This is a genomic window from Pseudoalteromonas sp. AWH4_217, assembly GCF_056161105.1.
Genome location: NZ_JBSWYM010000020.1, coordinates 68,624 through 80,974, shown reverse-complemented (window position 1 = coordinate 80,974; position 12,351 = coordinate 68,624). Strand labels below are relative to the sequence as shown.

General features: G+C 46.3%; 12 protein-coding genes. 7 read left to right on the top strand and 5 right to left on the bottom strand.

Annotated features, from left to right (window positions below):
• Window positions 1-31: 31 nt before the first annotated feature.
• The gene (locus tag ACXAH1_RS20705; RefSeq protein ID WP_475199258.1) at window positions 32-844 is read right to left on the bottom strand and encodes an alpha/beta hydrolase; all 813 of its coding nucleotides are present in this window, start codon (window positions 842-844) and stop codon (window positions 32-34) included.
• Window positions 845-963: 119 nt separating this feature from the next.
• On the opposite strand from ACXAH1_RS20705, the gene ACXAH1_RS20700 reads away from it, so the two are divergent.
• The 3 genes from ACXAH1_RS20700 (at window position 964) to ACXAH1_RS20690 (ending at window position 4,093) form a co-directional block, all read left to right on the top strand.
• Window positions 964-1,767, top strand: coding sequence for an MBL fold metallo-hydrolase (locus ACXAH1_RS20700; RefSeq protein WP_475199256.1), 804 nt, complete (start codon window positions 964-966; stop codon window positions 1,765-1,767).
• Window positions 1,768-1,875: 108 nt separating this feature from the next.
• Complete coding sequence (locus ACXAH1_RS20695; RefSeq protein ID WP_475199252.1) at window positions 1,876-2,901, top strand: helix-turn-helix domain-containing protein; 1,026 nt, start codon at window positions 1,876-1,878, stop codon at window positions 2,899-2,901.
• Between the two features lie 82 nt (window positions 2,902-2,983).
• Window positions 2,984-4,093 carry a nuclear transport factor 2 family protein gene (locus ACXAH1_RS20690; protein ID WP_475199250.1) on the top strand — a complete coding sequence of 370 codons (1,110 nt, stop codon included), beginning with the start codon at window positions 2,984-2,986 and terminating at the stop codon, window positions 4,091-4,093.
• Between the two features lie 93 nt (window positions 4,094-4,186).
• On the opposite strand, the gene ACXAH1_RS20685 is transcribed toward ACXAH1_RS20690, so the two are convergent.
• Window positions 4,187-4,933, bottom strand: coding sequence for a hypothetical protein (locus ACXAH1_RS20685; RefSeq protein WP_475199249.1), 747 nt, complete (start codon window positions 4,931-4,933; stop codon window positions 4,187-4,189).
• 328 nt (window positions 4,934-5,261) lie between these two features.
• Here ACXAH1_RS20685 and ACXAH1_RS20680 point away from each other — a divergent pair, with 328 nt between their 5' ends.
• Complete coding sequence (locus tag ACXAH1_RS20680) at window positions 5,262-5,831, top strand: hypothetical protein (RefSeq protein WP_475199247.1); 570 nt, start codon at window positions 5,262-5,264, stop codon at window positions 5,829-5,831.
• Between the two features lie 200 nt (window positions 5,832-6,031).
• Here ACXAH1_RS20680 and ACXAH1_RS20675 read toward each other — a convergent pair whose 3' ends face one another.
• Both ACXAH1_RS20675 and ACXAH1_RS20670 read right to left on the bottom strand, forming a co-directional pair.
• Window positions 6,032-7,315 carry a peroxidase, FMP-type gene (locus ACXAH1_RS20675; RefSeq protein WP_475199245.1) on the bottom strand — a complete coding sequence of 428 codons (1,284 nt, stop codon included), beginning with the start codon at window positions 7,313-7,315 and terminating at the stop codon, window positions 6,032-6,034.
• 275 nt (window positions 7,316-7,590) lie between these two features.
• Window positions 7,591-8,505 carry a LysR family transcriptional regulator gene (locus tag ACXAH1_RS20670; RefSeq protein WP_475199244.1) on the bottom strand — a complete coding sequence of 305 codons (915 nt, stop codon included), beginning with the start codon at window positions 8,503-8,505 and terminating at the stop codon, window positions 7,591-7,593.
• 126 nt (window positions 8,506-8,631) lie between these two features.
• Here ACXAH1_RS20670 and ACXAH1_RS20665 point away from each other — a divergent pair, with 126 nt between their 5' ends.
• Complete coding sequence (locus tag ACXAH1_RS20665) at window positions 8,632-9,474, top strand: type 1 glutamine amidotransferase domain-containing protein (RefSeq protein WP_475199242.1); 843 nt, start codon at window positions 8,632-8,634, stop codon at window positions 9,472-9,474.
• Window positions 9,475-9,572: 98 nt separating this feature from the next.
• The gene (locus tag ACXAH1_RS20660) at window positions 9,573-10,448 is read left to right on the top strand and encodes an SDR family oxidoreductase (RefSeq protein ID WP_138543667.1); all 876 of its coding nucleotides are present in this window, start codon (window positions 9,573-9,575) and stop codon (window positions 10,446-10,448) included.
• A gap of 140 nt (window positions 10,449-10,588) precedes the next feature.
• On the opposite strand, the gene ACXAH1_RS20655 is transcribed toward ACXAH1_RS20660, so the two are convergent.
• Window positions 10,589-11,848, bottom strand: coding sequence for a phosphatidylserine decarboxylase (locus tag ACXAH1_RS20655; RefSeq protein ID WP_475199241.1), 1,260 nt, complete (start codon window positions 11,846-11,848; stop codon window positions 10,589-10,591).
• Window positions 11,849-12,097: 249 nt separating this feature from the next.
• On the opposite strand from ACXAH1_RS20655, the gene ACXAH1_RS20650 reads away from it, so the two are divergent.
• Window positions 12,098-12,268, top strand: coding sequence for a DUF6435 family protein (locus ACXAH1_RS20650; protein WP_138551441.1), 171 nt, complete (start codon window positions 12,098-12,100; stop codon window positions 12,266-12,268).
• Window positions 12,269-12,351: the final 83 nt, after the last annotated feature.

The following is a 12,351-nucleotide window of genomic DNA, read 5'->3' as shown; positions in this document are numbered from 1 at the left end:
TTTTATCGTGTAGCTGTTTCGCAACACGTTCTTATTTATACTCAACTTGTTTAAATGCGTCGTATACAGCGAGATGTAGGGTATCTCCGTGATCCAGTTCTTCAAAATAACGAAAATGTAACTGGCTTTTGCCCTTAAGTTGAGTGGCTATTTTATCGTATAGCTGTTTCGCAACACGTTCCATTACGTCACCTTCTTTACCTACCGCAATGTAAACAGACTTTGGCAGACTAGTGGGGGCAAATTTACTGGCGAGTAAAGACTCGTTGTTCCACCACAGACTGGGACTGACAATGACATAGTGATCAAACAGTGACGTGTGATGAAACAGAATTTCACTGGCGAGTAAGCCCCCCAACGATTGACCGATAAGGGTATCTGATTGGTTGGTGCGGTAACGCTTATCTATCATTGGTCGGAGTTCATTCTCCAGAAATGCAATAAATGATTTAGCGCCACCGTGGGTCGGCAGGTCACGTTTATCCAGTGCATTGTTACTTTGGGTGGTGAAATCCCGTTTTCTGTCTTGGTTACTAATACCCACAACAATGCTGGGTGGAAGATAGTTTAGCCAGGGAAAGTTGGCAAATTGTACCAATCCGGCAATGTGAATAAAGTCTTCATCTTTTGAACCGTCCAGTAGATAAATAACCGGGTATGTTTGTTGTGTATTTTTTTGATATTCTGCTGGTAAATAGACGTTTACTGAGCGATTCTGTTTCAGTATCTGAGAGTTAAATGTCAAAGTGTGGGCAAACTCTAACGGTGCAGAGTGAACCTCATCTTTTGCATAGGCGAGCGAGCAGCTCAGTACGCTAATTAAAAGCAAGAGTACGCTGTTCATCAGGCTTCATTCCTTTGGTCGAATAGAAGCTAGATGTTAACTCTAATTTATGCTTAATCATAGTAGCACGGTAAACCGGTACAGACCGCTTGTGCCTCACAATAATAAGAAAGGGAGTCATGTTGACCATGTTAAAAGCATTGTTGATAACGCCATTGCTTGCTGGTAGTTTCGTAACACTTGCAGCCACTATTCAGGTTCAGGCTGTATCGCAACACCTGCATATTCTTACGGAGCAAGACTACGGCACAAATATCGGATTGTTTAAATCCTCCGACGGCGTGGTACTAATCGACCCTATGCCAGGTAAAACTAACTTGGCCCAGCTATATAAAACTGTTGATCAAATTCACCATAAACCGGTTACCCATATTTTAAATACGCATAATCACGAAGACCACTCGGGAGGCAATGCTTATTTCATGGAACGTGGAGCTCAGCTTGTCGAAGGCGACGTTAAACTGGCCGGGTTCACCCGTGTTATGGTTAAGTCTCATACCTCGGTAGACAACATTTTTTATCACAAGCCGAGTAACACGATTTTTGTCGGAGATGTGTTTGATACCAGCTGGCATCCCACCTTTTATGCGGGAGGGGTGCAGGGCTTTAAAGATGCCATCGAGATCATTTTACAAATCGGAGACGAACAGAGTGTGATCATTCCCGGGCATGGCGCTGTGTCAAATAAAGCGTCACTGCGTGAATTCAGAGCCAATACGCTCCTGTGGGTGGAGACCGTACGTGTGTTCAGAAAAAAAGGCTACAGTGTTGAGAAAATTATGGCAGAGAATGAGAGTAAGAAAATTGTCGCCAGATTTAATGTGCAAGGCAAGGTGCCGTTTTTACCAGACACAGCTTATAAAAGGTTTGTAGAAAGAACCATCCAGGTGATAGAGCAGGAAGAGAGCAAGGGGGGTGAGTGAGGAGCCTGAAGCGTCTGACGATATCGGGTACGCTGAGGCCCTTTCGCGCTTGGCTGAGCCATGTTGATATGCGATAGTGCAGGGGTCTGTGATTAAAACAATATCGTAATGGAATTTTCGCGCTACTTTCTGTTTTTCTTCGCCTCACTTGGGGCATTTAATGGCGTTTTACTGGCTGCCTGGGTTTATCATAAACGCAGGGAAATTGCCGCAGCTCCCTGGCTGTCTTTGCTGTTGATTATGCTGAGTATTCGGATTGGCAAATCGGTTGCGTTTTACTTTAGTCCCGGGCTGAGCAAAGACTTTTTGCAGCTGGGGTTGAGTGCCTGCTGTTTGATTGGACCGAGCCTTTTTTCGTTTTGTTTTCGTAGCCTTTACCCAAACAAAGCTCGCTGGCTACTGCGCGGGCATTTTGCATTGTGGCTTGTTTTGGTTGCCCTCGTTGGCGTGATATACCCGTATCAAAGTTATCCTGAATTGTGGCAAACCTGGGTGTATCGCGGCTCAAGTTATGTATGGCTTGGTTACCTTTTGGTGTCGGCTTGGGTGTACCGGCACAAACTGGCCGAGTTAAAATCGCATCCGGACCTCCCTGTATGGCGCGATTTGCCTTTTATCGCGCTTAGTGGCGGCGCACTTATCTGGTTTGCCTATTTTACCTCAGCCTATACGTCTTACATTGTGGGCGCTTTGTCATTCTCTATGGTGTTGTATCTCAGCATTGTGGTTTTTTCTGGGCATAGCAGAGGCAAAGAAAAATACGCGGCACAGGTTATTTCACCACAACAGAGTGCGGAAATTTCCGCGATGCTAGAGAGCTTGATGAATGAGCAGCAGCTATTCACGGACCCTTCTATGTCCTTACCCAGGTTAGCCAAACGTTTGGGTGTTAGCCATACAAAATTGTCTCAACATTTGAATCAACAACACGGTTGTAACTTCAATCAATATCTTAATGGCTATCGAGTAAAGCACGCCCAGAAACTGTTAATACAGGAGCAGAACATGACAGTTGAGCAAGTTGCTGAACAGTGTGGCTTTAACGCCAGCTCGACATTTTATACGGCGTTTAAAAAGCAATGTGGTCAAACTCCCAATCAGTTTCGTGCAAAGTCTGTCAAATTATCATTCTGAACACTTAGATTATAATTCAGGAGCTTGTTTTTTAAGGTTATGTTTTATGGTGAGGTGACATTAAGTTAACCGGAGAAACACCATGAAAACTCTTTTTAGACACCTGCTGATCTTGCTATGCCTGCTGTTTTGTGGCAGTAGTCTGGCTGATGATGAGGCAGGCGTTTTACGTGCTTTAAATGACTACTTAAAGGGAACTGAAATGGGGCAGCCTGCCCAAATCAAAAATGCCTTTCATCCGCAGGCTCAGCTACTGTTGTCTCATGACACCAAACCCTTTTGGACGGTATCGATGGAGCAATACAGTAGCTGGTTTAAGCCGCTGAACAATCGCAACCGTCGGGGCAAGATACTCTCTGTGAAAATCGATGGTGATATCGCCATGGCTCGGCTGAAAATTACGGTAGCACCTCCTTACCAGGCATATATAGATCATGTCTTGCTTAAACAGATTGCAGGGAAATGGCAGATTGTGAGTAAGACAGCAACGGACCAAAGTGCTCAGTATAAAAATAAAAAAATTCTCTTCATTGCATCCAGTGCCAGTTTTCATGGTGACAGTGACTTACCAGCCGGGACCAGTTTTTCTGAGCTGGTCTATGCCTACGACACATTCATCAAAGTCGGGTATGAAGTAGACTTTATGAGTACCCGAGGTGGAGCGTTAAGCCTGGCTTATGTGAATACGTCAATTCCAATTCATAAGCAGTATCTTTACGACCCCGAATTTATGTACGCGATAGGTAACAGCTTTGCACCAGAGGAAGTGAATGCCTCTGAATATCAAGCGGTCCATTACCTTGGTGGCAGCAATGCTATGTATGAGGTTGCAGAACATCCCGGAGTTCAGGCTATTGCGATGACGGTTTATGAGCAGAATAACGGTATTGTTTCTTCGGTCTGTCATGGTACAGCCGGTATTGTCAATCTGAAATTGAGCAACGGGGAGTATCTGGTCGCCAACAGACGTGTCAGTGGCTACCCCGAATCTTTTGAACGTGTCGGGGCTGAGTACCTGAAAGAATTTCCATTTATGATTGGCGAGCGTATTGAAGCGCGAGGTGGAGATTTTCGTCATGGTGAGCGCAACAAACCCTTTGTAGAAATAGATGGACGACTGATCACCGGACAGAACTATTTATCTTCGGTGGCTGTGGCTGAGGCGATGATCGAGGTGTTAGAAAAGCGGTGAGTTGGCGATGCAAGAGTAGGATAAATCTGACAGCTCGGAAAATGTATGTAAAAAGAGGCAATTAATTGCCTCTTATAGGAAAGAAGAACGGGTTTAGTTACCTTGTTCTTGCCACTTTAACAGAAGTGCAAGGGTCAGTGCACCGACCTGACCCGCCTCATTCAGGCCGTAATGGGTCATGGCCGCGTGTCGAAATGCATATGAGACAGCGTTCAGGTGTTCTTTTACTCCTTCCTGACATGCCTCGCGATAATCCTCATCTTTTGAACATTGGCTGTAATATTGCTCAATTCTAGGGATATAGTGTGCAGCAAAGTGATCAGATAAATCGCCAACATAGGCATCAATTAGCGGCTTAGACGTCAACTCCACAGCGTCAAGTGTGGCCGTATCATCCCAGCAACGAGACCACACCTGAGGATATGTCGCTTCTTTTTCCTCCAGCACAGAGATGATATCGGTAACTCGATGCTGAAGCCTCAGCAGCGAGCGAGCATCGTCAAAAGCTGCACAGTTTTGTGGCGAGTTAACGGCGTCTTCGACACTGGACTCAAGTAGCTGATTAAAACTGATGCGAGCTGGCTCAAAATCCTGCGCCAGATTACGCCAAAGTGGAAAAACGATACCCAGTCGGTAGCCATAAAAATTGTGATCGAGCGCCACGCCTTTTTCGACCAACCAGTGAACATTGTCCAGTGCTTCCTGGTAGTGCCCGGAATCGTAAAGATAGTAAGCTTCGTCCAGCTTAGCCTGAAGCTGAGGGTCTAAATTGCTGGCATGAGAAGAAAGACAAAAAGTACCACAAACCAACAGGGCGCTGGAAATTAAAAGTTGTTTCATTTTACTCTACTCCTTAGGAAAAAATGAAGTGTCTGAGGCTCTGTGTTAAATACCACAGACTTGGTTTAGTGCTGTCAGGTTGAACAGCCGACATGGATAAGCAGTATGTATGCCAGTTTAGTTCTTTTTGCTTATTATTTTTCGTTGTACTCATCCAATAATCTTGATTGTGGGGAGGGGAAGTGCCAAAAGCGTAACGGACCTTACCCTGCTCAACCCGGTAAGATGATAGGTATGAAAACTAAAGCACTTGTTTATACACGTGTAAGTCGTTTAAATACCCCGTATCTGATAAATGTGCGCCCGATTAGAGGCATAGTGAGGCGTTATGCATAACTACCTTTTACCTGCGTTGCTGTTATATAGCGGGGTGTGCCTTGCAACGCACCAAGTCAGGGAAGTCTTTGTTGTCGAAGGGCAAGCGCATGGCATAGATCTGTTTCCCCTCGAGTCACTTTACAACTACGATGACATTCAGTCCAGGCTGGTTGGCAGAGGGTGGTGTACAGCGAACTGGCGAGGCTACAAAGGGACCTGGGAATTAAAGGAAGGTAAGCTTTGGTTAACCTCGCTGGTGCAGGATTCTTGTTCTCAGACCCCACCTTTAATTGACCCCGTGCCATTTTTTGGTCAAAGCGCTTATCCGGTCAAAGCAAGCTGGTTTAGTGAAAAGATAGAGGTGCGACTGGGTGATATGGTGCCCACATATTGCAAGACCAAAGATGATGAACCACTTCAAACGGGGTATACGTACGATGCGATGGTGTATGCTTTCTCTGACGGAGAACTTGTTGAACGCTCCAGGCAAACAATTAACCAAGACTGGGAGGAAAAGCATCAGCTATGCATTGATAACGCACCTTGGAATTTTTTCAACTGGATCGGCATCAGCAAATAAGTCTCGAAAAACACAGCGCCGGCGACTTGATACCCGCGTTTTTGCAAAAAACCTCTGTTGTGAGAGGCAGGACACCAGCTTTCATCGCAGATTGTGCTGCCCGCATTATGTTTGAGAGGCACCAAAAAGTGACCATGATTAGATAAGTGCGTCTACTGCAAGCTTTTGCTCTGACAGAAGTTGCACTCAGTTTGGTTACCTTATTTCGCTTTATGGTTCATGCAATGTACCCGGGCTTTGGGTTTGGTAACGGGTTCATCTTCTTCAGGCAGCTTGATAGCGTCATATTGATCCTCTTCAGGGATATCTTCCAGACGTCGCAATGTGTTGACCTGAATATGCGGCCACTGAGTGGTTTCACCACTGGCACCAAACATAAACTCAAAATCCACGATTTGCTCGTACTGCAACTGATCTATCTCTTTTCCATTTTCCAGTTCGATGCGCTCCAGCCACATGCGATGGCGCATGCGAACCACACGACAGTAGCGCTCAATCATGACATTATTGACCGTTGCACCCTGTACCCCAGTATCATGCTGGCTGTCTAATTCGATCAGATCATAGCTTTTGAAGTTTAATCCCTCATTGAACTCTGAAAGCAACAGATTTGGCTGAACTGTATAGGGGAACTTGGCACCATATTTATTGTAGTTAAAGATATTCAGGAAATAGGCGCGGGCACTGTTTACCCCCTGATGCGCCTCAGGTTGGCCAAGGTAGTCTATTTGCTCGTCCCGTGGTTTGGTCGTCCAGTCTGGCTTTTTCAGACTGCCCGGGATCAGGTCGCGTTCGGGATCTATACCCATAGTCGGAGAGATAGACAGGTAGGGTTGCTCCCAAAGCTTTGCTATTTCAGGTCTTTCAGGTGGCTTGGGTTTCTGGTTCTGATCAAAATGGGTGACGTTGCCTGTCAGGTGAATGGTGGTGCCATGGGGGATCACTCCTGAGCGAGAAATGGAGTGAGGTGGAACAAATTGAGGACCTTGTTCGCCAGGGCCAATGACCGGAACGCCGCCGTCTTCATCAACGGTTGCAGCGGTTGAAGGGCGGGAGAACATAGTACGCGGGTTTTGATACTGACCATTTTCTTCCCATGGCATAGTATTATCGCCCAACCATAAGTACATGCCGTTTTCAAAATGTTGCAGATCATCGTTGTTATCAATGATGGCTGTTTCGTATTTGACCGGGCCATTAAACTGTTCATTGGAGCCTGCACGGTTGCGAACCGGTGCGTTTACTTTAGAAAAGGTTAACTGCTCTCGGTATTGTTGCGATTTGAAATGAAAAACCCCAAATACGGTTTCTGAGGAAGTACCGGGAGAGGGCATTGGCGTAGTGTGCAAACCTTTAGGGCCGCCTTTCCAGTTAACCCAGGTGCCATGAAGTTTATCGAGTATTCCGAACTGAGGTACCGTGGGTTCGTTGCCTTTCAGTTCGGGGTAGGGGCGAACGGATGATTGTTGGGTTTTGCTAGTCATTGCACAGTCCTTATTTTTGCGCCGATCATTAACAACAGGCTCTGATGAGAGTGATATGTCGATGTCATTTCGACGGGTTAATTCAAAGGTCACGCGCATACTCCCTGCTGTATGAGCCGAGGGAGTGCGAGTGATAACGGTATGCAAAAATAATGGACCAAATATACCCGCTAAACCATTACAGGCTATTACAGGAATTTCCGCTTCAAGCCAGGTATTTGCCAATAAAATTAATATGATCAGCGCCTTTTTAGCTGAGCAAATACTTGTATTGTCTAGGGAGTTGTTTGACGCGCGACAGAGATGATTTCCTGTCTGAACCACCGACTTGCCTGATCGTCTTTGTTGCGAATATCCCAGTACATTTTCATCGAAAACGGCGGGACTGACAGCGGCGGCTCAAACACTGCAATGTTAAATTTAGCACTCACTGCCTCAATGAATTTGCGTGGTGCTGTGAATATGGCATCACTGGTTTCGACAATGTATGGGGCACTTGAGAAGTTAGCCACTTTATATTGAACTTTGCGGGTATGTCCCAGTTTGTCCAGCGCGTCGTCCACGGTTCCCCGAATATCTTTAGCAGTGCCCGCCAGAATATGTGGATAGCGGCAGTAACTGGCCAGGTCGAGTACAGAACTGAGACAAGGGTGATCTTGCCTTACTACGGACACATAGTCGTCTTTATACAAGGTGGTGACCATCAGAGCAGGGTGGCTAGACTCGATAACACTGATTGAAAAATCAACCTCACCACTTTCAATTTGGCTTGCAAAGCCCCGTTTATCGAGCTTGGCAAATACCACCTGAATATTGGGGGCCACTTTGCTTAGATGTGGGATTAAATCCGGGGCCAGTGATTGCTCTACCAGATCGCTGGTGGCGATAAAAAAAGTACGACTGGAGTGAGCTGGGTCAAATTGCTCCTGAGTAAGAATATGGCGTTCAAAGTCATTTAACCAGCGATTGAGCTGGGATTGCAGGTATTCTGCACGTGGGGTCAGGATCAATTTATTGCCCTGTCGAATAACCAACGAATCATTAAAGCTGTGGCGCAGCTTTTTCAGCGTATGGCTGACTGCTGATTGTGTCAGACCCGCACGCTCACCGGCTCGTGTGAGGTTTTTAGTCTCAAATATTAACTGTAACAGACGCAGCTGATTGAGCTCGATATCCGAAATATTACTCACGCCTACCTCCAGGGTCATTATTTGCATTCATGGCTATATTAAAGCAATTAATTTCATTAATGAAGTGGGGCGGCTTATTCTAGACCCAAGTTAAGAACACACGTCATCAAACTTCAGGAGATGAACATGAAATTAAAAACACTCGCAGCACTGACTGCATTGATTGCAAGCCCACTGAGTCTGGCCGATGAGATTTTGGTAGTGATGTCGGACACGGCACAAATGACATTGAAAAACGGTTACGACTACAAGACAGGCGTTTATCTGAACGAATTAATGGAACCGGTTAAGTTATTTCTGGATGCAGGTCACACACTGACCTTTGCTTCACCTAAAGGCATGGCACCAAGGCTCGATCCGGTATCAGATACACCCGATCATTTTCTGGACGTCAGCAAGTCGAATTATCAGGCTCATAGGGCCTTATTCAACCAACTCAAAATTGATGATAAGACCGACAGTCCGGTTGTCAGTTTTGCCCGCATAGAACAAATTGGTATTGATAAATTTGATGCGGTCTTTGTGCCGGGTGGCCACGCACCATTGGGTGACCTGGTTGCTAACCCGCAGCTGGGAGAGTTCTTGCGCCACTTTAATGCGCAGAAAAAACCCACTGGTTTGGTCTGTCATGGCCCGGTTGCTTTGCTTTCAGCTCTGCCAAATGCCGCTGAATTCGAAGTAGCAATGAAGTCAGGCAAAAATGCAAAACCCGCAGAGGGCTGGGTTTATGAGGGATATCGCATGACTACATTCAGTAACTCTGAGGAAGCCGTTGCAACCCAATATTATCTGGGGGGTGACGAATTGTATTACTGGCCTCAAGACGCGCTGACCAAAGCCGGCGGAGATTATTCTCGGGGTGAAAAAGACTGGCACCCGCATATTGTTATCGACCGTGAGCTGATCACCGGTCAGAACAACAAGTCGTCAGTTGGAGTAGCGCAGGCGTTACTTAAGCAGTTGGACTAACAATAAAGCTACATTCAGGTGTAGCCCAAAATGCGTACAGCTGCCTTGTCTCAAGCTGTACGCCAGACAGACAAAATTTAAAAATTCTGGAGAATACCATGACACAATCAGTTTTAGTGACCGGATCAAACAGCGGATTTGGCTATCTTATTGCGAATACACTGGCAGACCACGGCTTTACGGTTACGGGCACTATGCGCGACCCACAAGGGCGCAATGCATCGGTTGCCAACGAGCTCAGAGGTAAAGGGGTTCATGTTATTGATATTGATGTTACCGACGATGATAGTGTTGCAATGGGCGTGAATGCTGCACTTGAGCAGGCAGGACATATCGATGTTTTGATTAATAATGCAGGCGTTGGTACGCTTGGCTGGCAAGAGAGTTTTAACATTGAAGACTTCAAGCGTGTGTTTGATATCAATGTTTTTGGTGTACAGCGTATGACGCGGGCTTTATTACCGCATATGAAACAGCGTGGGCAGGGCACTTTAATCCAGATTTCCAGTATCTTGGGCCAGTTCGTGTTGCCATTCCTGGGTTCGTACAACGCGACCAAACATGCGGTAGAAGGTCTGGCGGAAAACTATCGGGTTGAGTTGTCTCAGTTTGGTATTCAGTCACTCATCGTACAGCCTGGTGGTTTTGGCACAGACTTTGGTGCGAATTTGCTGAGATCCAGTGATAAAGCTGTAACTGAAAGTTATGGCGAACATGCTGATGCACCAGAACAAATGTGGGCGGGTACAGAACAGGGTCACGATGCCGAAAATGCACCCAGCCCGCAAATGGTTGCTGACGCTGTATTACAGTTATTGCAGACGCAAGTTTCAGCACGTCCGTTCAGAACAACGGTAGACGGCACCGGTCTGAATCCAGTTATTGAAGCTGTCAATGAAGCCAGAGAAAAGGCGATGCAACATATCTACGGCGCTTATGGTATGGACGCAATGTTAGAGGTCAAGCAAGGTTAATACTGCATCTATTGCGTGCCTCTCCCTCGCAAGGACGCCAGTGGAGAACAATACCTGTCGCATGGATGCCGGGGACTGTTGGTTTTATCTTAACAGGCAAATCCAGTCCCCGGGGTTGTATCTATCTTGATTCCTTGCCATTACCACTCAAGTGGCGGCACAGCGCGACCCAGGCATTCTCTTACCTTCATAAGGGTTGGTTCATTCGGTCCGCGCACAGGCTGATCGCCAACTTTAAATTGATAGTTTCGGCCTGGTTCAAAAGCCAGCACGATAGAAGAGCCGCCATAGCCAAAGTGGCCCATAAACTGGCCTTTTTCAATGTCTGCGCCGGTTTCAATGGCGTTGACTATGCTGCCCACACCCCAAAAGCCAATCGCAACCATGGCGACTAACCCCAGATCGGGTGTTTTAATCACCCAGACATAACGCTGATGCTTACCCAGTTTCTGGTACCAACCAACTTTGTCGCTGTTTTTTGGTGGTAGCGGATCATAGGGGTGTCTCGGGTTAAAATTGTCAAAGTCATAATTATAAGAGCCCTCATACAAACCCTGTTCTATGACGGTGCCGGATACGGGGGCATGGAAATGGTGGTAATCGGTAAACCAGAGCAGAATGTCAAGTAGAGGACCACCGACAAAGCAGCGGCCATAACCGGGGATAGCTTCAATCAGATTAAAATGATCTCCCGATTTACCCGGTAGCAAGTAGCGATTGCTTGCCTGGCTATCGTTGTGCTCATTGCTGCCGCGCTCTAAAAAAAACACGCCACCATCACAGGGGGAGATCACGACACCACTGTCACTTGCACAGTTGCACAAAGGCCGCTGTCCGGGCTTGAGGTTACGTAAAAAAAACTGATTAAAAGACCGAAACCCCCCTTGTGGGCTATGTGGATCCGGGCGCTCATAATGATCAATATTAAACGGGTGCTCTTCTGTACCTGTATATGTCATCCAGGCACTTAATGTGTCTGTTGACGATGTGCTGTTTATCCAGTCACCATGAAAGTTCAGAAACTGTCGAAACCAGCCTCTGAAATAGCCGTCATTAGCCAGCTTTAAACCGGACTCGGTATTGACCAGGTAGTCCCAGTATTCGATGTATAAACCCGGGTTGTCCGGTGTTGGGGTATAAGTTAACCATTGAGAAAAGAAATTTTGCAGCGTAAATCCGGGCTCTCTGTATAAATAGGGCTGCCAGAAAGTTGCGATATCTTTGCGTCTGGCAAGGTTTACTTCAGAACATACCTCTGCCAGAGCCTCGAGATACCACAGCAAATTGAGCTGATTTTCTAAAAACACGCCATCCAGGCCCAGTATATGTAGTTCTGCTTCCGAGCTTTTTTCGTCCCAATTTATAGGCGCAGGTAAAGGCATGGTCGAAATTTCAGTCATGATATTGGTCCTTTTGGTTCGCGAATGGTGATCAGGGATTGGCCGTTGTGATTGTCCGAATCGGTATTATCTGGAACTTTATAGGTCATGCCATTCATGAGGGCAATTACAGCAGATTACAGTTTGCAAAAGTGGGCCTTTATCGGCGCTTATTAATACTTTGAGCAGGTATAGTTCCGACTATGCGATGATCCGCAGAGGTTTGAGGCTCGTTTAACAGGTTAAATTTGCCATCAGGAAAATCTAACAATGTTTCAGTTCTTAAAACGTGATCCGGTCAAAAAGCTGCGTAAGGCCTATGATGCCAAACTAGAGCAAGCCATGCATGCACAGCGTAATGGTGATATTCGTGGTTATGCGATGCTCACTGCAGAGGCAGAATCAATCTGGCAGGAGATTGAAAGTTTACAAGGTAAGTAATGTGTTGATAAGTGAGGCACTCTTCACAAGTGAGGACAAAGCATATGTACCTCACTTGCAGCGAATATGGACGCATAAGCAAT

Bases quoted from the DNA above. Each gene is read 5' to 3' on its own strand.
- ACXAH1_RS20705 (WP_475199258.1), bottom strand. From the start codon at position 844: ATGAACAGCGTACTCTTGCTTTTAATTAGCGTACTGAGCTGCTCGCTC.
- ACXAH1_RS20700 (WP_475199256.1), top strand. From the start codon at position 964: ATGTTGACCATGTTAAAAGCATTGTTGATAACGCCATTGCTTGCTGGT.
- ACXAH1_RS20695 (WP_475199252.1), top strand. From the start codon at position 1,876: ATGGAATTTTCGCGCTACTTTCTGTTTTTCTTCGCCTCACTTGGGGCA.
- ACXAH1_RS20690 (WP_475199250.1), top strand. From the start codon at position 2,984: ATGAAAACTCTTTTTAGACACCTGCTGATCTTGCTATGCCTGCTGTTT.
- ACXAH1_RS20685 (WP_475199249.1), bottom strand. From the start codon at position 4,933: ATGAAACAACTTTTAATTTCCAGCGCCCTGTTGGTTTGTGGTACTTTT.
- ACXAH1_RS20680 (WP_475199247.1), top strand. From the start codon at position 5,262: ATGCATAACTACCTTTTACCTGCGTTGCTGTTATATAGCGGGGTGTGC.
- ACXAH1_RS20675 (WP_475199245.1), bottom strand. From the start codon at position 7,315: ATGACTAGCAAAACCCAACAATCATCCGTTCGCCCCTACCCCGAACTG.
- ACXAH1_RS20665 (WP_475199242.1), top strand. From the start codon at position 8,632: ATGAAATTAAAAACACTCGCAGCACTGACTGCATTGATTGCAAGCCCA.
- ACXAH1_RS20660 (WP_138543667.1), top strand. From the start codon at position 9,573: ATGACACAATCAGTTTTAGTGACCGGATCAAACAGCGGATTTGGCTAT.
- ACXAH1_RS20655 (WP_475199241.1), bottom strand. From the start codon at position 11,848: ATGACTGAAATTTCGACCATGCCTTTACCTGCGCCTATAAATTGGGAC.
- ACXAH1_RS20650 (WP_138551441.1), top strand. From the start codon at position 12,098: ATGTTTCAGTTCTTAAAACGTGATCCGGTCAAAAAGCTGCGTAAGGCC.